General features: G+C 74.5%; 15 protein-coding genes. 9 read left to right on the forward strand and 6 right to left on the reverse strand.

What is annotated here, in order from left to right:
- Nucleotides 1–176: 176 nt before the first annotated feature.
- Nucleotides 177–1,208 carry an ECF subfamily RNA polymerase sigma factor, BldN family gene (locus Q2K19_RS14015; protein WP_302771297.1) on the reverse strand — a complete coding sequence of 344 codons (1,032 nt, stop codon included), beginning with the start codon at nt 1,206–1,208 and terminating at the stop codon, nt 177–179.
- A 484-nt stretch (nt 1,209–1,692) separates the two neighbouring features.
- Between Q2K19_RS14015 and Q2K19_RS14020 the strand changes: the two genes are divergently transcribed.
- From Q2K19_RS14020 to Q2K19_RS14030, 3 genes are read left to right on the forward strand one after another with little or no spacing between them, the layout of a single operon-like run.
- Entirely contained in the window at nt 1,693–3,420 is a 1,728-nt protein-coding gene (locus tag Q2K19_RS14020; protein WP_302771298.1) for an AMP-binding protein, read from the forward strand.
- On the forward strand, nt 3,407–3,664 hold the full coding sequence (locus tag Q2K19_RS14025; protein ID WP_302771299.1) for a glutaredoxin family protein: 258 nt from the start codon (nt 3,407–3,409) through the stop codon (nt 3,662–3,664). The genes Q2K19_RS14020 and Q2K19_RS14025 overlap by 14 nt, the downstream gene beginning before the upstream one ends.
- Nucleotides 3,665–3,684: 20 nt before the next feature.
- Nucleotides 3,685–4,335, forward strand: coding sequence for an HAD family hydrolase (locus Q2K19_RS14030; protein ID WP_302771301.1), 651 nt, complete (start codon nt 3,685–3,687; stop codon nt 4,333–4,335).
- Between the two features lie 29 nt (nt 4,336–4,364).
- Here Q2K19_RS14030 and Q2K19_RS14035 read toward each other — a convergent pair whose 3' ends face one another.
- Nucleotides 4,365–5,024, reverse strand: coding sequence for a response regulator transcription factor (locus Q2K19_RS14035; protein WP_302772483.1), 660 nt, complete (start codon nt 5,022–5,024; stop codon nt 4,365–4,367).
- Nucleotides 5,025–5,056: 32 nt separating this feature from the next.
- Nucleotides 5,057–6,361 (reverse strand): sensor histidine kinase, encoded by a 1,305-nt coding sequence (locus Q2K19_RS14040; RefSeq protein ID WP_302771303.1) that lies wholly within the window; start codon nt 6,359–6,361, stop codon nt 5,057–5,059.
- A 388-nt stretch (nt 6,362–6,749) separates the two neighbouring features.
- Between Q2K19_RS14040 and Q2K19_RS14045 the strand changes: the two genes are divergently transcribed.
- The 5 genes from Q2K19_RS14045 to hemB are packed head-to-tail and all read left to right on the forward strand — an operon-like array spanning nt 6,750 to nt 12,434.
- Nucleotides 6,750–7,520 (forward strand): redox-sensing transcriptional repressor Rex, encoded by a 771-nt coding sequence (locus Q2K19_RS14045; RefSeq protein WP_302771304.1) that lies wholly within the window; start codon nt 6,750–6,752, stop codon nt 7,518–7,520.
- Nucleotides 7,517–8,890: a glutamyl-tRNA reductase gene (locus Q2K19_RS14050; protein ID WP_302771306.1), complete on the forward strand. Its 1,374-nt coding sequence runs from the start codon at nt 7,517–7,519 to the stop codon at nt 8,888–8,890. Before Q2K19_RS14045 ends, Q2K19_RS14050 begins: the two co-directional genes overlap by 4 nt.
- On the forward strand, nt 8,887–9,855 hold the full coding sequence (hemC, locus tag Q2K19_RS14055) for a hydroxymethylbilane synthase (protein WP_302771308.1): 969 nt from the start codon (nt 8,887–8,889) through the stop codon (nt 9,853–9,855). Before Q2K19_RS14050 ends, hemC begins: the two co-directional genes overlap by 4 nt.
- Nucleotides 9,852–11,432, forward strand: a complete 1,581-nt coding sequence (locus Q2K19_RS14060) for a bifunctional uroporphyrinogen-III C-methyltransferase/uroporphyrinogen-III synthase (RefSeq protein WP_302771310.1) — start codon at nt 9,852–9,854, stop codon at nt 11,430–11,432. Before hemC ends, Q2K19_RS14060 begins: the two co-directional genes overlap by 4 nt.
- Nucleotides 11,433–11,450: 18 nt before the next feature.
- Entirely contained in the window at nt 11,451–12,434 is a 984-nt protein-coding gene (gene hemB, locus Q2K19_RS14065; protein ID WP_302771311.1) for a porphobilinogen synthase, read from the forward strand.
- Here hemB and Q2K19_RS14070 read toward each other — a convergent pair.
- On the reverse strand, nt 12,428–13,591 hold the full coding sequence (locus Q2K19_RS14070; RefSeq protein ID WP_302771313.1) for a hypothetical protein: 1,164 nt from the start codon (nt 13,589–13,591) through the stop codon (nt 12,428–12,430). The genes hemB and Q2K19_RS14070 overlap by 7 nt on opposite strands.
- A gap of 2 nt (nt 13,592–13,593) precedes the next feature.
- Entirely contained in the window at nt 13,594–14,127 is a 534-nt protein-coding gene (locus Q2K19_RS14075) for an RNA polymerase sigma factor (protein ID WP_302771315.1), read from the reverse strand.
- 551 nt (nt 14,128–14,678) lie between these two features.
- Between Q2K19_RS14075 and Q2K19_RS14080 the strand changes: the two genes are divergently transcribed.
- The gene (locus tag Q2K19_RS14080; protein ID WP_302771316.1) at nt 14,679–15,221 is read left to right on the forward strand and encodes a helix-turn-helix transcriptional regulator; all 543 of its coding nucleotides are present in this window, start codon (nt 14,679–14,681) and stop codon (nt 15,219–15,221) included.
- 32 nt (nt 15,222–15,253) lie between these two features.
- On the opposite strand, the gene Q2K19_RS14085 is transcribed toward Q2K19_RS14080, so the two are convergent.
- Nucleotides 15,254–18,526, reverse strand: a complete 3,273-nt coding sequence (locus Q2K19_RS14085) for a lamin tail domain-containing protein (protein ID WP_302771317.1) — start codon at nt 18,524–18,526, stop codon at nt 15,254–15,256.
- Nucleotides 18,527–18,597 lie beyond the last annotated feature (71 nt).

Here is an 18,597-nt window from a genome sequence, read left to right on the forward strand (position 1 = left end):
CGGGTGGCCCGGGAGACGCCGGACAACCACTGGTCGCACCCGGAGAAACGGACCGCGGCGGGTACCGGTTACGGGGCGGGCCGGGGCGAAATCACCAAGCGTGATCGTCGTCACGGGACGGCGGAGGTGCGTATACCCGCCCGACGAATGGCCGGGCGGGTCGGATGGCGGAGGGCTCAGGGCTGGAAGCCGTCGGGCAGGAGCCGGGCCAGGGCCCGGACCGCCCGGTACTGCAGGGCCTTGATGGCGCCCTCGTTCTTGCCCATCGCCCGGGCCGTCTCGGCCACCGAGAAGCCCTGGAGGAAGCGGAGCACGATGCACTCCTGCTGCTCCGGGTTGAGCTGCTTGACCGCGGTGAGCAGTGCGACGTTGGTGATGTGCTCGACGACCGCCGCCTCCGGGCTGCCCTCCGGCCCCCGGTCCTCCCGGTCGGCGTCGAGCACGTCGCCGGTGGTGACCTCCAGGCGGTAGCGCCCGGACTTGAAGTGGTCGGCGACCAGGTTCCGGGCGATGGTGACCAGCCAGGCGCCGAGGTCGCGGCCCTGCCAGGTGAAGCTGCCGATCCGCTTGAGCGCCCGGAGGAAGGTGTCGGAGGTGAGGTCCTCGGCGAGCTGCCGGTTGCCGACCCGGAAGTAGACGAAGCGGAAGACCGTGTCGACGTACCGGTCGTAGATCAGGCCGAACGCCTCGGCCTCGCCGGCCTGCGCCCGCTCCACCAGCGCCCAGACCTCGGTGGCCGGGTCGGACGGGTCGGGCCGGCTCGGGAAGCCGGTGGCGGGGGCCTCGGCGGGCACCTTCGGCAGGACGGCCGTGTCGGCGGCCGGGATGGCCGGCAGCACGGCGGTCTCGGCGGCCGACGGCTCGGGGTTGGCCGGGGTCTCACCGCGGCGACCCTGCGCCGGCATGGTCGGCCGGGCCGGCGCGCCCAGCCGGCCGGCGGCGGGCTTCGCGTTGCTCCCGGGCACCGCCGGGCGCGGCGGCGCCTCGTTGTGGTGCGGGCGGTTGCGGCCCCGCCGCGTCCCCTCACCCCGCACCGCGAGGCTCCACATCCCCTCGGCGGAGGCGCGCGGGGCCTCCGACAACTCCAACTCGGTGCGTCTGACGCCGCGCGGCCGGGAACCGTCGGCTTCCAGCCGCTCGTTGACCGGCGTGCGCTGGATCGGACCGGTCACCCCGGCCGGGCGTTCGGCGTAACCGAAGGTGGTCACCGCGCCTCCCCGGTCCAGGCGGGGCGCGGCCGCGCCGGCTGCCGCGGCGTCGCGGCGGGACCGGGTGCACCCCGGCCGGGCAGGGCCGTTCCGGGACGTGCCGACGGGCGGCAGATCCCCTTGAGGTGCTGGTCCAATGCGCTCACAGGCACGGGGAGCCTCCTCGGGCTGAGGGGTGTCGACTCACGGCGAACGGGGTGAGCCGACCGCCTGATGATAGGGCCAACGTCACCCGCGCGTGGCAAGTCCGTTACACAGAGCGGAAGTATTTCCCGCCCTGTCGCACGGATGGCGGACCCGTTGTCCGTCGTGTGCGGTTGACTTTCAGGCCAAAAGCTGGTCCGGAGTGGAAAGTCCTGGTCGGAGCTAATTTGGTACCCCGTTCGGCGTGTCGCGGCGACCGTGTCGCGGCACCACTTCCGGCTGTCCGGAGCGGACGCGTCGCGCCGTCGCGGGGGCCGGCTCCCGGGAACGGGAATCCCGGATGGACCGGCGCGCGGTCCCGTGCGGGGGACGGCCCGACCGGACCGGCGGGGCCGTCGGGCGTGGCCCGGCGGACCGGGCTGTGCCAGACTCAGCCACCGTGCAGGACGCAGCCGACAGCTCCGCGCCGAACCTCGCCGACCGGCTCCGCCGGGCGGCCGACACTCAGGGTGATCGCCCCGCGCTGCACTGGCGCGACCGGACGATGACCTGGTCCCAACTGGACGCCGCGGTCACCGCCACCGCCCGGGCGCTGGCCGTCACGGCGCCACCGGCGCCCGGTGATGCCCACCCGCCGCGGGTCGCGATCGCCTTCGGCAACACCCCGGACTTCGTGGTCACGTACCTCGCCGTGCTGCGTGCCGGCCTGGTGGCGGTGCCGGTGAACCCCGGCTTCACCGCCCGGGAGCTGCGGCACGTGCTGGCCGACTCGGGCGCCGCCGTGCTGGTCTGCGCCCAGGAGGTCCGGGACCGGGTCGCCGCCGACGAACTGCCCGCGCTGGCCGCCGTGCACACCGCCCCGCCGGTCACCGACGGTGACGGCCCGGCCGGGTTCCCGGTGCGGGCCGGGGACGACCTCGCCGTCCTGCTCTACACCTCCGGCACCGAGGGCCGGCCCAAGGGCGCGATGCTGTCGCACCGCGCCCTGGCCGCCAACCACGAGCAGGTCGGCCGGATCGACCCGCCGGTGGTCGGCCCCGACGACACCGTGCTGCTCGCCCTCCCGCTCTTCCACGCGTACGGGTTGAACTCCGGGCTGGGGGCCGTCGTGCACCACGGGGCGACCGGGGTGCTCGTGGCCGAGCCGGGCCCGACCGGGGCGCTCGACGAGATCGCCCGGCACCGGGTCAGCGTGCTCGTCGGCGTACCGTCGATGTTCCTGACCTGGGCCGAGGCGGACGGCGCGGCGGCGCTTGCCTCGGTGCGGGTCGCGGTGTGCGGCGCGGCGCCGCTGCCGCCGCCGGTCGCGGCCCGCTTCACCGAGGCCACCGGGCATCCGGTGCACGTCGGGTACGGGCTCACCGAGACCGCGCCGGTGCTCACCTCCACCCTGGTCGACGGGGAACCCAGGCCCGGTTCCATCGGCCGCCCGCTCCCCGGGGTCGAGCTGCGCCTGGTCGGGGCGGACGGCACGGAGCTGTGGCGGGACGGCGTGCCGGCGGCCGAGGAGGACGGCGACGAGCTGGACCTCTCCGACGACGCCTCGGGCACCGACCCCGGGCAGATCGTGGTGCGTGGCGACAACCTCTTCGCCGGCTACTGGCCGGACGGGCGGGGCGGGCCGGACGCGGACGGCTGGTGGGCCACCGGCGACGTCGCCTACGCGGACGAGGACGGGGACCTCTACCTGGTCGACCGGCTCGGCGAGCTGATCCTGGTGAACGGCTTCAACGTCTACCCGCACGAGGTGGAGCTGGTGCTCCAGGCGCATCCCGGGGTGGCCGAGTCGGCCGTCCTGGGGGTGCCGCACCCGCGGACCGGCGAGACTGTCCGGGCGTACGTGGTGCGGGCGGCCGGCTCGACGGTGACGGGGGAGGAGCTGCTGGGCCACTGCGCGCGTAACCTGGCCCGGTTCAAGTGCCCGACCGCCGTCGAGTTCGTCGACAGCCTGCCCCACTCGGCGATCGGCAAGGTACGCAAGACCGAGCTCCGCCCGGCGGCGCCTCCGGTGCCGTCACCGGCGCCGCCGACCGAGATCCGCACGGAGGTACCCGATGTCCAGCAGTGACGCCCGGCTCACCCTGATCACCCGGCCCGGCTGCCACCTCTGCGAGGACGCGAAGGCGGCACTCGACCGGGTGGTGGCCGTCACCGGCGACCGGTGGATCGAGAAGGACGTCACCGGCGACGTCGAACTGGAGCGCGAGTACGGCGACCGCCTGCCGGTGGTGCTGCTCGACGGCAAGGAGCACGGCTACTGGCGGGTCGAGGAGGACCGGCTGCTGCGGGACCTCACCACCCCGCAGCTCTGACCGGCCCTTATCGTGCAGCGATGACCTCTGTGCGCCGCCACCTGGTGTGGGACTGGAACGGGACCCTCCTCGACGACCTCGACCTGGTGGTCTCGGCCACCAACGTGGCCTTCGCCAGCGCCGGCGGCCCGGTGGTCAGCGCCGACGAGCACCGGGTACGGTTCCGCCGGCCGATCGCCGACTACTACGCCGAGATGCTGGGGCGGGCGATCGACGACGAGGCGTTCGGCGCCCTGGACGGGATCTTCCACGACGCGTACCGGGCCGGGCTGACCAGCTGCGCGCTGGCCGCCGACGCGACCACCGCGATCGCCGCCTGGCCGGGCAGCCAGTCGCTGCTGTCCATGTGGTTCCACGACGAGCTGGTCCCGACGGTCCGGACGTACGGGCTGACGCCGCACTTCACCCGGGTGGACGGGCTGCGGTCCGCGGTCGGCGGCGGGCACAAGGCCGAGTGGCTGGAGAAGCACCTCGCCGAGCTGGGCCTGGACGGCCGCGAGGTGGTGCTGATCGGCGACTCGCTCGACGACGCCGACGCCGCCGGCTCGGTCGGCGCCGCCTGCGTCCTCTACACCGGCGGCCTCTCCGACCCGGCCCGCCTGCGCGCCTCCGGCCACCCCGTCGCCGACACCCTCACCGAAGCCGTGACCCTCGCCCGCACCCTCCCCTGACGCCCCGCCCCGGCGAGGCGGGTGGCGGGTCAGGCGCGGAGGTGGGTGAGGACCGCGAGGACGCGGCGGTGGTGGGTGGCGGCGTCGGCGGGAAGGTCGAGCTTGGTGAAGATGTTGCGGACGTGCTTCTCCACCGCGCCGTCGCTGACCACGAGCGCGCGGGCGATGGCGGTGTTCGAGCGGCCCTCGGCCATCAGGGCCAGCACCTCCCGCTCGCGCGGGGTCAGCGCCGCCAGCGGGTCGTCGCGCCGGCGGCGGACCAGCAGCTGGCCGATCACCTCCGGGTCGAGCACCGTGCCGCCGGCGGCCACCCGGTTCAGCGCGTCCAGGAACTCGTCGATCGCGGCCACCCGGTCCTTGAGCAGGTAGCCGATCCCGCCCCCGCCGGCCCCGCCGGTGGTGGCGAGCAGGTCGTCCGCGTACGAGACCTCGACGTACTGGGAGAGCACCAGGACGGGCGTACGCGGCACCCGGCGGCGCGCCTCCACCGCGGCCCGCAGCCCCTCGTCGGTGTGCGAGGGCGGCATCCGCACGTCGACCACCGACACGTCCGGTCGGTGCGTCACCACCGCCTCGACCAGGGCGTCGCCGTCGCCGACGGCCGCCACCACCTCGTGCCCCGACTCGGTCAGCAGCCGGACCAGCCCCTCCCGGAGCAGCACGGCGTCGTCCGCGATCACCACCCGCATAGGTCCGGTGTCTACCACGTCCCCGTCGGGATTCATCGCGGCAGCTCGGCGTGGACCACGGTCGGGCCGCCGGCCGGGCTGGTCACCTCCAGCGCGCCCCCGATGGCCCGGACCCGGTCGGCGATGCCGCTCAGGCCGTGTCCCTTGGCCAGATGGGCCCCGCCCACCCCGTCGTCCCGGACGCTGATCTCCAGCCGGCCGACCCGGCGGGTCACCGCGACCCGGCAGGTGCCGGCGTGGCTGTGCTTGGCGACGTTGGTCAACGCCTCGGCCACCACGAAGTACGCGGTGCTCTCCAGCGCCGGGTCCAGCCGGCCGCCGGGCGTACCCAGGTCGTCGTCGACCACCAATTCGGTGGGGATCAGGGCGCGGGCGGCGAGGGCGGCCAGGGCGCTGGGCAGGCCCCGGTCGACCAGGATCGGCGGCGCGATGCCCCGGGACAGGGCGCGCAGCTCGTCGAGGGTCTCCCGGGTCTGGGTGACCGCCTCGTCCAGGGTCCGCCGGGCCGCCTCCGGGTCCGCGGCGAGCTGCTGGCGGGCCCGGCTGAGGTCCATGGCGAGCCGGACGAGGCGCTGCTGCGGGCCGTCGTGGATGTCCCGCTCCAGGCGGCGCAGGGCGGACGCCTCGGCGGAGGCGGCGGCCCGCTTCTGCTCCTCAAGGGTGCTGATCCGGCTGCGCATCTCGGCCACCCCGGTGAGCAGGGAGCGGGCCAGGCCGGCCTGGAGCCGCGCGCCGGCCCGGGCCACCAGCGGCAGGGTGAGCAGGCAGAACAGCCCGATCGAGGTGTTCAGGGCGACCCGCGCCCCGGCCCCGTCGCCCATCCCGAGGAGCTGGCTCAGGTCCTGGTCGTCCGGCCCGCGCGGGATGGCCCAGTCGTACGTGACGTAGAGGGTGCCCGCGACCGCGACCGCCCACCAGACCAGCACCACGACGAACGTGGGGAGGGTCACCAGCAGCTTGACGAAGGCGTGCAACAGGTCCAGCCACGACTGCAGGTCGCGCACCGGCGTGAGGATCCGGCGCCAGTAACCCGCCCGCGGCGCCGGGGCCAGGTAGACGGGGCGGACCCGGGGCTGGCGGAGCACGGCCGGGAGCCGGAACCGTTCGAGGTCGGCCAGCGCGCGGGCCGCGTACAGGGTGCCGGCCAGGACGGGCAGGCCGAGGGTGGTGACCAGCAGGCCGGCGGTGAGGGAGATCCCGGCCACCGCCACCACGAAGCCGACCAACGCCAGCGGCAGGCCGAACAGCACGTAGCCGGAGTCGCGCAGGAGCTGCCGGGCGAGGCCCGGGGCGGGGGTGGTGGGGGCGGGCGCGGTGGCCAGCGGCACGGCGGTCATGTCCCGAGGCTATGGCCCGGCACTCCCCGGACCCATCCCGTGCACCGGCCTCTCCGGGGTGGGGTTGTCCCTACCCGGGCGTGACCCGCGCCTCGCCACGCCGATGACACAGCGCGACTGGGCGCGTGCGATTGGTCAGAGAAGTCGGGATTGAGCAATAATCGCCGGGCGCGCCGAGGAAGCGCGGTCTATCGATCTTGTCGGGCTGGAGGTGCAGGTGGCGGCGCGTCGCGGGTCAGCAAGATCGCGATTTGTGCACCTCTTCACAAGCGCCTACTCTGTAGTTCCGACGCGCCCTGCTAGCACAGCCGGCAACATCGGTCGCCAGCGGGAGTCCCGAAACGACCCGCCACCGTCGCTGGTCGAGGATCGCACCGCACGGAGTCTCATGAGTCAGCACCGTCACCCAGGCGCGCCCGGCCGCGCCGGTGCCGTACCGGCGCTCCCGGACCTGCCCGAGGCCACCGTGGCGCGGCTCCCGGAATATCTCCGTGCCCTGCACGCGCTCGCCGAGACCGGCCACGAGACGGTTTCCAGCGAGGGGCTGGCCAACGCCGCCGGGGTCAACTCCGCGAAGCTCCGCAAGGACCTCTCCCACCTCGGCTCGTACGGCACCCGGGGCGTCGGCTACGACCTCGCGCTGCTGATCGAACAGATCGAGTTCGTGCTCGGGCTGACCCAGCGGCGGGCCGTCGCGCTGGTCGGCGTGGGTAATCTCGGTCACGCCCTGGCCGGCTACGACGGCTTCGCCAGCCGCGGCTTCCGGATCGCCGCGCTGCTCGACGCGGACCCGTCGCGGGTCGGCGAGGAGATCAACGGGCTGGTCGTGCGGCACATCGAGGAGCTGCCGCAGGTCGCCGCCGAGGAGTCGATCTCGATCGGCGTGATCGCCACCCCGGCCCCGGCCGCCCAGGCGGTGGCCGATCAGCTGGTCGCCGTCGGCGTGACGAGCATCCTGAACTTCGCGCCGTGCGTACTCTCGGTTCCGGAGGGGGTCGACGTGCGCAAGGTCGACCTCGCGATCGAGCTGCAGATCCTGTCCTTCCACGAGCACCGCAAGGCGTCGCTGACCGCGCTCCCCGCCACCGGCGGGTCCGCCCTCACCGCCCTGCCCGGCGGGCTCGCGACCACCGACAACCAGGAGGCGATCGGCACGTGAAACTGCTCGTCGTCGGCGCGTCCTACCGCACCGCCCCGGTCGCGACGCTGGAGCAGCTGGCGGTCCCGCCCGCGGACCTCACCCGCACCCTGGACCGCCTGGTCGCCCAGCCGTACGTCGCCGAGGCCGTGCTCGTCTCCACCTGTAACCGGGTGGAGGTGTACGCGGCCGTCTCCGGTTTCCACGGCGGCCTCGGGGACATCTGCGCCGTCCTGGCCGAGCAGGCCGGCTGCGCGCCGGCGGCGCTGGCCAACCACCTCTACGTGCACTACGACGCCGCCGCCGTGGACCACGTCTTCCGGGTCGGCGCCGGGCTCGACTCGATGGTGGTCGGCGAGGCGCAGATCCTCGGCCAGCTCCGGGACGCCTACCACTCGGCGTCCGGCGCCGACTCGGCCGGGCGGCTGCTGCACGAGCTGATGCAGCAGGCGCTGCGGGTCGGCAAGCGGGCGCACGCCGAGACCAACATCGACCGGGCCGGGCAGAGCGTGGTCACCGCCGCCCTCGACCTGGCCGCCGGGCTGCTCGACGGCGACCTGGCCGGCCGCCCCGCGATGGTGGTCGGCGCGGGCGCGATGGGCTCGCTGGGCGTGGCCACCCTCTCCCGGCTGGGCGCCGGGCCGCTCACCGTCACCAACCGGGGCGCCGACCGGGCCGTCCGGCTGGCCGAGTCGTACGGCGCGACCGCCGTGCCGATGACCGAGCTGGTCGACGCCCTCGCGACGGTGGACGTCGTCGTGGCCGCCACCGCGGCTACCGAGCCGGTCCTCACCCTCGACGTGGTGACCCGGGCGTCGGCCCGGCGGGGCGCCGACCGCGGCCCGCTGGTCCTGCTCGACCTGGCCGTCCCGCGCGACGTCGAGGCGGGCGTGGCCGCGCTGCCCGGCGTCGAGGTGATCGACATCGACCGGATGGCGGCGATCCTCGCCGACGGCCCCGCCGCCGCCGACGCCGCCGAGGTGGGCCGGATCGTGGCCGCCGAGGTCGAGGCGTTCCTCAGCTGGCTGCGCGGCGCCGACGTGGCGCCCACCGTGGCCGCGCTGCGCGGGCGCGCCGACGACGTGGTCACCGCCGAGCTGGGCCGGCTCGCCCAGCGCCGCCCCGACTTCAGCGACGACCAGCGCGCGGAGGTCGCCCGCACCGTGCACCGGGTGGTGCAGCGGCTGCTGCACCAGCCGACCGTCCGGGTCCGGCAGCTCGCCGCCGAGCCGGGCGGCGACCAGTACGCCGCCCTGCTGCGCGAGCTGTTCGACCTGGAGGTGCCGCAGACCTCCCCGGTCGACACCGTCCCCGACGTGGTGGCGTCCGACAGCGACGGCCGGCCGTCGTTCGACGCCGCGGACGTCCCGCCCACCGGAGGTGTGCGATGACCGCCCCCCTGCGCCTCGGCACCCGGGGCAGCGCCCTGGCGATGGCCCAGTCCGGCCACGTCGCCGCGGCCCTCACCGAGGCCACCGGCCGTGCCGTCGAGCTGGTCGAGGTGGTGACCGCCGGGGACCGCTCCACGGCCCCGGTGCACCGCCTCGGCGTCGGCGTCTTCGTCTCCGCGCTGCGGGACGCGCTGACCGCCGGCACCATCGACTTCGCCGTCCACTCGTACAAGGACCTGCCCACGGCGGCGGCTCCCGGGCTGCACATCGCCGCGGTGCCGCCCCGGCAGGACCCGCGGGACGCGCTGGTCGCCCGGGACGGCCGGACGCTCGCCGAGCTGTCGCCCGGCGCGCGGGTCGGCACCGGCGCGCTGCGCCGCATCGCCCAGCTGCACGCGCTCGGGATGCAGCTGGAGGTCACCCCGGTCCGGGGCAACGTGGACACCCGCCTCGGGCGGGTGCTCGGCCCGGACGCCGACCTCGACGCCGTCGTCCTGGCCCGGGCGGGGCTCGCCCGCCTCGGCCGGACCGACGTGATCACCGAGACGCTCGACCCGATGCTGATGCTGCCGGCGCCCGCCCAGGGTGCGCTGGCGGTGGAGTGCCGGGTCGACGACCAGGACCTGGTCGAGCTGCTCGCAGTGCTCGACCACGCACCGTCCCGCGCCGCGGTCGTCGCGGAGCGGGCACTGCTGGCCACCCTGGAGGCCGGGTGCAGCGCACCCGTCGCCGCCTACGGCGAACTCGCCGAGGGTGACGCCGGCGAGGAGATCTACCTGCGCGGGGCGGTGATCAGCCCGGACGGTACCCGTGACCTCCGGCTGTCCCGCACCGGAACGCCCGCCGACGCGGCGGAGATCGGCAAGGCACTCGCCGCCGAACTCCTCGAACTCGGCGCCGACTCGATCCTCGGCCAAGAAGGACACGCCGGCCCGGGGACCCAGCAATTTGGGAGCACAGAATGACCCGCACCCGTAAGCCCGTAGGCCGGATCGCGTTCGTCGGGGCCGGACCCGGCGACCCGGGCCTGCTGACCCGTCGGGCGTTGGACGCCCTGGTCGACGCCGACCAGGTGGTGTACGACCGGGGAGTCCCCGAGTCGCTGCTCGAGCACGTCCGCGCCCAGGCCAGGTCCGACGCCGAGTTCAGCCCCGCCGAGGGCGTACCGGGGGACGTGGCGAAGGTGCTGATCTCCGCGGCCCGCTCCGGGCAGAACGCGGTGCACCTGGTCGCCGGGGACCCGTTCGGCCACGACTCGGTGGTCAAGGAGGTGCAGGCGGTCGCGCGTACCGCCGCGCACTTCGAGGTGGTCCCGGGCATCGGCCAGGCCGAGGGGGTGGCCACCTACGCGGGTGTGCCGCTGCCGGGGGTGCGGACCGCCGCCGACGTCGAGGACGTCACCACGCTGGACTTCGACGCGCTCGCCGCGGCCGTCAACCGGGGCTCGCTGGCCCTGGCCGTGGACGCCGGTGACCTGGCCGCCGTCCGGGACGGCCTGCTGGCCGCCGGGGTGGACGGCGCCACCGGCGTCGGGGTGACCGGCGACGGCACCGGCGAGACGCAGTACACCACCACGTCGACCGTGGACTCCTTCGTCGCGGCGGCGCTCGGCTTCACCGGCCGGGTCGTGCTCACCGTCGGTGCGGGCGTCCCCGACCGCGACAAGCTGAGCTGGTGGGAGAACCGCCCGCTGTACGGCTGGAAGGTGCTCGTCCCCCGGACCAAGGAGCAGGCCGGCGTGATGAGCGCCCGGCTGCGCGCGTACGGGGCCATCCCGTGCGAGGTGCCGACCATCGCCGTCGAGCCGCCGCGCACCCCCGCCCAGATGGAGCGGGCGGTCAAGGGCCTGGTCGACGGCCGGTACGCCTGGGTGATCTTCACCTCGGTGAACGCGGTCCGGGCGGTCTGGGAGAAGTTCGCCGAGCACGGCCTGGACGCCCGCCACTTCGGCGGCGTCAAGATCGCCTGCATCGGCGAGGCCACCGCCGACGCGGTGCGCGCCTTCGGCATCCAGCCGGAGCTGGTCCCCTCGGGCGAGCAGTCCTCCGAGGGCCTGCTGGCCGAGTTCTCGCCCCACGACGAGATCCTCGACCCGGTCGGCCGGGTGCTGCTGCCGCGCGCCGACATCGCCACCGAGACCCTCGCCGCCGGGCTCACCGAGCGCGGCTGGGAGGTCGACGACGTGACCGCGTACCGGACCGTCCGGGCGGCGCCGCCGCCGGCCGAGATCCGCGACGCGATCAAGTCGGGCGGGTTCGACGCGGTGCTCTTCACCTCGTCCTCCACCGTCCGGAACCTGGTCGGCATCGCCGGGAAGCCGCACGCGCGTACCGTTGTTGCTGTCATCGGGCCCAAGACGGCGGAGACCGCCACCGAGTTCGGCCTGCGGGTCGACGTGCAGCCTCAGCACGCCTCGGTGCCCGACCTGGTGGAGGCGCTCGCCGCCTACGCCGTCGAGCTGCGCGAGAAGCTCGCCGCCATGCCGGCCAAGCAGCGCCGGGGCTCGAAGGTGCAGGGGCCGACCGCCCTGCGGTTCCGGTAATCGCCAAGGAGGCTCGTCATGCCGTACCCCGAGATCCGGCCCCGCCGGCTGCGCCGTAACGCGGCCGTGCGGCGGCTGGTCGCCGAGACCCGCGTCGACCCGGCCGAGCTGGTCGTGCCGATGTTCGTCAAGGAGGGGCTGACCGAGCCGCGGGCCATCGCGTCGCTCCCGGGAGTGCTCCAGCACTCCCGGGACTCGCTCCGCAAGGCCGCAGTCGAGGCGGTCCAGGCGAGCGTCGGCGGGATCATGCTCTTCGCGGTGCCGGCCGAGCGGGACGCCACCGGCTCGGGCGGCATCGACCCGGACGGCATCCTCAACGTGGCCATCCGGGACGTGGTCGCGGAGGTGGGCGACGCCACCGTGGTGATGAGCGACCTCTGCCTGGACGAGTTCACCTCGCACGGGCACTGCGGCCTGCTCACCCCCGACGGCGCGGTGGACAACGACGCCACCCTGGAGGCGTACGCCCGGATGGCGGTCGCCCAGGCCGACGCCGGGGTCCACATGGTCGGGCCGTCCGGGATGATGGACGGCCAGGTCGGCGTGGTCCGGCGAGCCCTGGACGCCGCCGGCCACCAGGACGTGTCGGTGCTCGCCTACGCCGTGAAGTACGCCTCCGCGTTCTACGGCCCGTTCCGGGACGCCGTCGAGTCGGCCCTGGAGGGCGACCGGCGCACCTACCAGCAGGACCCGGCGAACCTGCGGGAGTCGCTGCGCGAGGTGGAGCTGGACGTCGCCGAGGGTGCCGACCTGGTGATGGTCAAGCCGGCCCTGCCGTACCTCGACGTGGTGTCGGCGGTCCGGGCCGCGGTGGACGTCCCGGTCGCCGCCTACCAGGTCTCCGGCGAGTACGCGATGGTCGAGGCGGCCGCCGCGAACGGCTGGATCGACCGCGAGCGGGTGATGCTGGAGACGCTCACCTCGATCCGCCGGGCCGGCGCGCAGATCATCCTCACCTACTGGGCGGTCGAGGCGGCCCAGCTGCTCCGCGAGCGCTACTGAGCGGTCACCGTGACCACCCGGGCCAGCTCCGCGACGGTGTAGACCTTCCGGGGCGGGTCCGGTAGCTGCGCCCACACCACGCGGACGGTGGTGCCGTCGACCCAGGCGGCACCGCAGGTCCCGCCGGCCGTGAGGCCGTAGACGGTGTCCGCCGCCCCGATCAGCCGGTCGGCCCGGCGCTCGCCGGTCGCGGTGTCCAGGATCGCCAGCCGGTACTCGAGCGTCCGCCGGCCGCTGGGGCGGCGGTAGGGGACCGCGACCAGGCTGCCGTCGGGGGAGAGTCGGATCGACGCCGCGCACTCCCCGTCCACCGTGAGCCGGGACAGTCCGCCCCCACCGGCCAGCCGGCGTACGTCGAGCTGGCAGCGGGTCATGTCGGGCGGGCCGGTCACCGACACCACCCGGCCGGCCGCCACGTCGGCCTCGCGGAACGGCAGTTCGCCGTCGACCTTCGCCGGCACCCGGATCAGGGTCTTCTCCCGTCCGCTGGTCAGCTCGTGGGACACCAGGCCCACTCCGTCCCGGACCAGGTAGGCGTATCGCGCGTCGGCGCCGACCAGCTTGAGGGCCTGCCCCCGGACCCGGACCTCCCGGCTGATGTCCACCCGATCGTCCGCGCCGAGCACGGTGAGCCGGATGGAGAGGCCCGCGACGTTCGGGCCGTCCGTCCGCCGCACGCCGGGCATGAGGTCGGTGAACTCGAGGCCGACCAGCCGCCCGTCGGGCAGCGCCACGGTCTCCTGCCAACCGGCGGGCACCCGGTGCCCGACCACCGAGCCGTCGGCGGCCAGCTCGTCCGCGGGGCCGCCGAGCAGGCCGATCTCGGGTCCGCCCCGCTGGGGCCGGACGGTGCCGCCGTCACCGGTGAGGATCAGCCGCTGCGCCGGCACGGGAGGTGGCGTCGGCGAGGCGGAAACGGGCGGTGGCACCGGCGGTGCCGACGCCGGGACGGTTGCCCGGTCGTCGCGGGTGAGCAGCGGGACGGCGCCGCCGGTGAGGGCGACCAGCACGGCCAGGCCGCCCGAGGCCACCGCCGCCCGCCGGCGTCGTCGGGCACGGGCCCGCCCGCGTACGGTCGCCAGGTCCGCCGGGTGCGCCGCCGTCGTGCTGGCGGCGCGGTGGACCAGGTCGGTCAGGTCCTCGGGTATGACGTCCACGGTCACTCCTTCTCGGCCAGCGCGGCCCGCAGCTCGGCCAGCCCTCGGGAGAGGCGGCTGCGGACGGTGCCCTCGGTCAGGTCCAGCACGGCGGCGGTCTCGGCGGTGGAGAGGTCCAGCAGCACCCGGCAGACGATCACGGTGCGCCGGCTCGCGGGCAGCCGCTCCAGGGCCGACCGGGCGGCCAGCCCGGCCGGGTCCGGGGCGGCGGTCGCCGGTTGCCGGTCGTCGGCCGGCGGTCGTTCCCGGCGTACCTTGCGCCACCAGGAGGTGGCCCAGTTCAACCCGACCCGGAACACCCAGCCGCCCGGGTTGTCCAGCCGGCGCACCCGATCCCAGCGCGCGAACGCCCGGGCCATCGCCTCGTCGGTCGCCTCCCGGGCCACGCCGGCGTCGCCGACGGCCAGCGCGAGCGCCCGGTGGACCCGGTCCACGTGGTCCCGGTAGAACTGCTCGAACGGCAGTTCGGCGAGCGGAACGTCGCAGCGCATCAGCACGTCCGGCGGCGGTGCCGGTGCGGCGGGAGGGTTGCCCATGTCAAGTTCACGCCCGAGCCGCCCGGATCGTTCCCACCGAATTCGGATGATCGTCCGGGTCGTCGCCGACAGCCGCGCCGCGCCGCGCCGATCGTTGCTCGGCACCGACATGGTGCCGCGTCCACCCTGGCAATGCCGCCACGACGTCACACTCCGTACTGACGGCTCGTCCCGGCTACCCCACCCCTCGCCGCCTTTGCTCTGCAGCCATACACGCATCGGATACCGACAGTTGCCGTTGCGTCGATGGCTGCAGAGCAAAGGCGGCGAGTGGGTGGGTAGGTGGCCGGTGCCGCAGTGGAGGTTACGTCCGTTTTGTAGGCGTTGAGTGATGCGTTCTGGTGAAGCGCGGGCGAGAGGGAGTGACGCATCGTGACCTTCACGGTGTGTAGTGGTTCCGGCTGCCGAGGCGGGCGGCGAGCCGAGGACAGGTGCCTGCGGAACTTCGGCGGGGTATCGGTTGTCCACAGCCGGACCGGGCAGGGTTGCCGCGCGGGTGCCCCGGGCGAGACCGTGGCGGTGTGACCGACCCCGCCAACCCCGGAGACTCGGTGCCTGCGGCAGGAGAGGCCGCGGAGCCGCCCGCGCTGCTCACCGAGCCCCTCGACATTCCCTGGCCCGCCGCCGGGGTCGTCCGCGCGGTCCGCCGCCGGGCCGACGCCAGCCAGCGGGAGCTGGCCCGCTTCGCCCAGGTGCACCCGGCCACCATCGGGCGCATCGAGGCGGGCACCCTGACCCCGAGCCTCGCCATGTTGCTCCGGATCATCTCCGCGGCCGGGTTCCGGCTCGTCGTGGTCGACGAGGCCGGTCGGGTGCTCAAGCCGATGCGCGACCGAGCCGACCTGCGCGACGGCGCGGAGCGGCGCTACCCGTCCCACCTCGACGTCATCACCGATCCCGAGCCGGGGGAGTGGTGGGCCGACCGGTACGGCCTGGCGCGGCCGCCGGAGACCTTCTATCGGGACCGGGCCCACCGGGATGCCCTGCGGCGACGCAGCCAATGGGAGGTGCGGGTGGCTAAGTACCGCGGCGATCCGCCCCCGCCCGACCCGCAGCGCCGCGGATACCGGAACGGCCCGCCGCCCGGCTGGTGAGCCGGACGACGGGCCGTCGTGCCAACGGGTGGTCAGTCGTCGTTCAGGATGGTCCCGACGCCGACCGGGTCGGCGAGCCGGAGCCCCGGCACGCCCAGCACCAACAGGTTGAGCTGCTCGTCCGCCTCGACCTTCTTGTCACCGCGGACGGTCACCGGGAAGGCGAGCGACGTCTGGCCAGCGGCCAGCGTCCGGCAGCCCAGGTACGTGTCGTAGTCCGACCCGGCCTGCGCGGTGGTGGCGTAGGTGGCGGCGCAGAGGAGCACCGGCTCGGAGAGCGGCCGGGACACGGTCACCGTGAACGTCATGGTGGCGTCGCCCTTGTTGCCCTCGGCCACCGACGTGTCGGCCACGCTCACCGACGCCCGGGAGCGGAACCGGGCCACCTGCGGATCGTGGTCGCTGGCACCCCGGTCACCCAGACCTGCCGCGTCGGTCGGGTAGTCGGCATTGATGTGCGCCGCCCGTACCTGCACCAGGTCGCCGTGGAGCTTGTCGTTGACGAAGAGGTTGTCCAGGGTCTGCGCCATCCCGTTGAAGGTGTACGAGTAGGCCGCCGCCGGCACGTCCGCGACCAGGTCGTCCCAGAGGTTGTGCATGCCGGCCTGGTACAGCGGGCCGAGCTGGTCCGACGGGGTGGGGTTCGACGCCGTGGCGATCGGGTCGTCCGGCCGCGGGAAGACGTTCAGGTCGCCGCCGTAGACGACCCGTGCGTCCTGGTCGTACGCCTCGACCGCCTGCACCAGCGCGGCGCCGTACGCGGCCTGCTCCCGCCGCTGCCCGACCCGGGTGTCCGGGCCGGACGAGTAGTGGTTGCTGACCGCCCAGAGCGTGTAGTGCTCGCTCGATCCGGGAGCCGCCGCCACGGTGAACTTCGCCAGCTGCGCGGCCCGGGTGTAGACGTTCGACCCGTCCACGCCGGTGGAGCGGTCCACGTCGGCCGGCAGCACCGCGTTGAAGGCCTTCGGGTTCTGCACGTCCGCGTTGGACGGCAGGCCCGCCGAGCGGTACTGCACCGTCGGCGTGGAGCCCAGCAGCGGGTCGGCGGCGGTCGCCTCGGCCAGGGTCAGCCGGTCGGTGCGGTAGAGGAACGCCGAGGTGATGCCCCGGGCGTCCGCGCCGGTCCGGTCGTACGCCGTCGCGTAGGCGGGGCCGCCGTTGGCCGCGATGGCCAGCGCCAGCTCCTGGACGGTGTCCGGCGCGCCGTCGGCGTTGTTCGTGTCGCCGCAGACCAGCTGGCCGTCGACCACCGAGCAGATGTCCTGGTCCTCGGCCTCCTGCACCAGCACCAGGTCCGGGCTGTGCAGCGCGGTGACGATCTGCCGGGCCTCCACGTTCAGCCGCGCGGCGTATGCGGCCTCGCTGGCCGGCACGTAGTCGAACGGCGGGCTGACCCCGGTGCAGCCCGAGTTGCCGGCGAAGTCGCAGCCGTCGAACGGGTCGTCCCGGTAGTCGTACAGGTTCTCCAGGTTGTAGGTGGCGACCGCGACCTCGGAGTCGCGGTCCGCGGGCTGCGGCGGGTTGTTCTCCGCCGGGTCCGCGCCACCGGTCAGCGTGAGCTGTTCCGGCTGCACGCTGTACTTGCTGAACGCGTACGAGATGGCGCCGTAGGCGTCCTCGGTGAGCGTGTCGTAGGTGCGGGCCTCCGGCAGCAGCGCGGCGGAGTCACCGGCGGTCGCCTTCACGCCACCCGCGCCCAGCAGGATCCGCTGGTTGTTGCCGTTGTCGAAGAGGGTGCCGGGAATGTCGTCCAGCGGGTGCGCGTCCCGGAACACCCGGCGGGCGTACGGGTCGGAGCGCTTCATGATCGGGTCCTCGCGGTCCACCACGTAGATCTCGGAGTCCAGGGTGGAGGCGAAGATGTGCCGCGGGGCGGAGACGCCGCTGCCGGAGCGGACCCGCATCCGGGTGCCCTCGTGCCGCTCCCAGAACAGGTCGGCGGCGGCCGCGTCGGCCGGCGGGATCGCCTCGTCCACCTGCACGGCGGTGTCGACGTCCAGGCCGGAGTCGAGCTTGCGGACCAGCGAGGCGCTGGAGAGCTGGGTCTGGTCGAAGAACTCGGAGACCCGGCCGCGCAGCACCACCTCGTCGCCCACGGTCGGCGCGTAGCCGCCGATCAGCGTGGTGAACGAGCCCATGAAGACGAAGATGCCGTCCGAGCTGAGCGGGTCGCCGTCCTCGGTGCCCTTGCGGCTCTGCAGGTAGAAGCCGTACTGGTCGGCCCCGGCGGAGGAGCGGGTGAGCGACTTCTGGGTGATCACACCGCGCACGTCGTACAGGGCGGAGCTGGTGCCGTTGCCGCTGGCCGGGGCGAGCGGCGACCGGTCGGTGCGGCCGTTCTCGTCGTCGGCGGTGCGGCCCTGCACCTCGCCCACCGAGAGCAGCCTGGTCGCCTGCACGGTGAGGGTGCAGGTGGCGCTGCCGCCGTCCGCGTCCGTCGAGGTCACGGTGACCGCGTACGAGCCGGCCGGGAGGCCCGTCGCGGTCAGCGTCGCGGTGGCGGTGCCGCCGACGCCGGCGGCCGGGGTGAACGCGGTACGGCTGATCGAGCCGCTCGCCGGCGCCGGGCTGACCGCGGTGACCGCCAGGTCGGTGACGGTGTCGTCGGCGTCGGTGGCGGTGACCTGGCGGGTCGCGGTGCCGCCCGCCTCCACGGTCAGCGTGCCGCCGCAGGCCAGCGTCGGCGGCTGGTCGACCGGGCCGCCGCCGTCGGCGGTGTGGCTGCCCAGACCGTCGAAGGTGTCGATGGCGAAGCCGGCCCACTGCACGGTCGGGTCGAAGGCGTCCGACGGGTCGGTGTCGCCGGCGGTCACCGAGGGGAGCCGGCGCAACGTGTTGTCGGCCGTGCTGGTGACCCCGGTGCCCCACTCGGTGCCCGGGTCGACGCCGACCTGCCCGATCGAGTCGAGCACCGTGCTGCCCTTGCGCAGCACGACCGCGTCGTCGCCGTTGTAGAGCGAGCCGCCGTAGGTCTGGTCGGCCTGGGCGAGGATCGCCGGCGCGGCCGAGGAGGCGGCGAAGACGAAGACGTCACCGGCCGCGACGGTGCCGCTCAGGGCGACGTTCGTCGACGTGGTGGCGCCGTTGAAGAAGAACTGGAGCTGGTAGCCGGCGGCGGTCAGGTCGACCGGGGCGCCGGTGCCGTTGTAGAGCTCGATCGCCTTGTTGTTGGACGAGCCCTCGACGTACTCGGAGATGAACAGGTCGGTGGGCGCGGCGCTGGCCGCGGGAGGTGCGACGCCGATGGCCGTGACGGAGACGGCCGCCGTGGTCGCGAGCGCGGCAAGGGTGCGGCGCGGGCGCATGAGGCCTCCACGATGGGTGGACGTGAACTAACGCACGTTAAGTGCCGTTCCGGTCCTTCGTCCATCCCCCG

This window comes from Micromonospora sp. NBRC 110009 (genome assembly GCF_030518795.1).
Lineage (GTDB): Bacteria > Actinomycetota > Actinomycetes > Mycobacteriales > Micromonosporaceae > Micromonospora.

Bases quoted from the DNA above. Each gene is read 5' to 3' on its own strand.
- Q2K19_RS14020 (WP_302771298.1), top strand. From the start codon at position 1,693: ATGGACCGGCGCGCGGTCCCGTGCGGGGGACGGCCCGACCGGACCGGC.
- Q2K19_RS14025 (WP_302771299.1), top strand. From the start codon at position 3,407: ATGTCCAGCAGTGACGCCCGGCTCACCCTGATCACCCGGCCCGGCTGC.
- Q2K19_RS14030 (WP_302771301.1), top strand. From the start codon at position 3,685: ATGACCTCTGTGCGCCGCCACCTGGTGTGGGACTGGAACGGGACCCTC.
- Q2K19_RS14035 (WP_302772483.1), bottom strand. From the start codon at position 5,024: ATGCGGGTGGTGATCGCGGACGACGCCGTGCTGCTCCGGGAGGGGCTG.
- Q2K19_RS14040 (WP_302771303.1), bottom strand. From the start codon at position 6,361: ATGACCGCCGTGCCGCTGGCCACCGCGCCCGCCCCCACCACCCCCGCC.
- Q2K19_RS14045 (WP_302771304.1), top strand. From the start codon at position 6,750: ATGAGTCAGCACCGTCACCCAGGCGCGCCCGGCCGCGCCGGTGCCGTA.
- hemC (WP_302771308.1), top strand. From the start codon at position 8,887: ATGACCGCCCCCCTGCGCCTCGGCACCCGGGGCAGCGCCCTGGCGATG.
- Q2K19_RS14060 (WP_302771310.1), top strand. From the start codon at position 9,852: ATGACCCGCACCCGTAAGCCCGTAGGCCGGATCGCGTTCGTCGGGGCC.
- hemB (WP_302771311.1), top strand. From the start codon at position 11,451: ATGCCGTACCCCGAGATCCGGCCCCGCCGGCTGCGCCGTAACGCGGCC.
- Q2K19_RS14075 (WP_302771315.1), bottom strand. From the start codon at position 14,127: ATGGGCAACCCTCCCGCCGCACCGGCACCGCCGCCGGACGTGCTGATG.
- Q2K19_RS14085 (WP_302771317.1), bottom strand. From the start codon at position 18,526: ATGCGCCCGCGCCGCACCCTTGCCGCGCTCGCGACCACGGCGGCCGTC.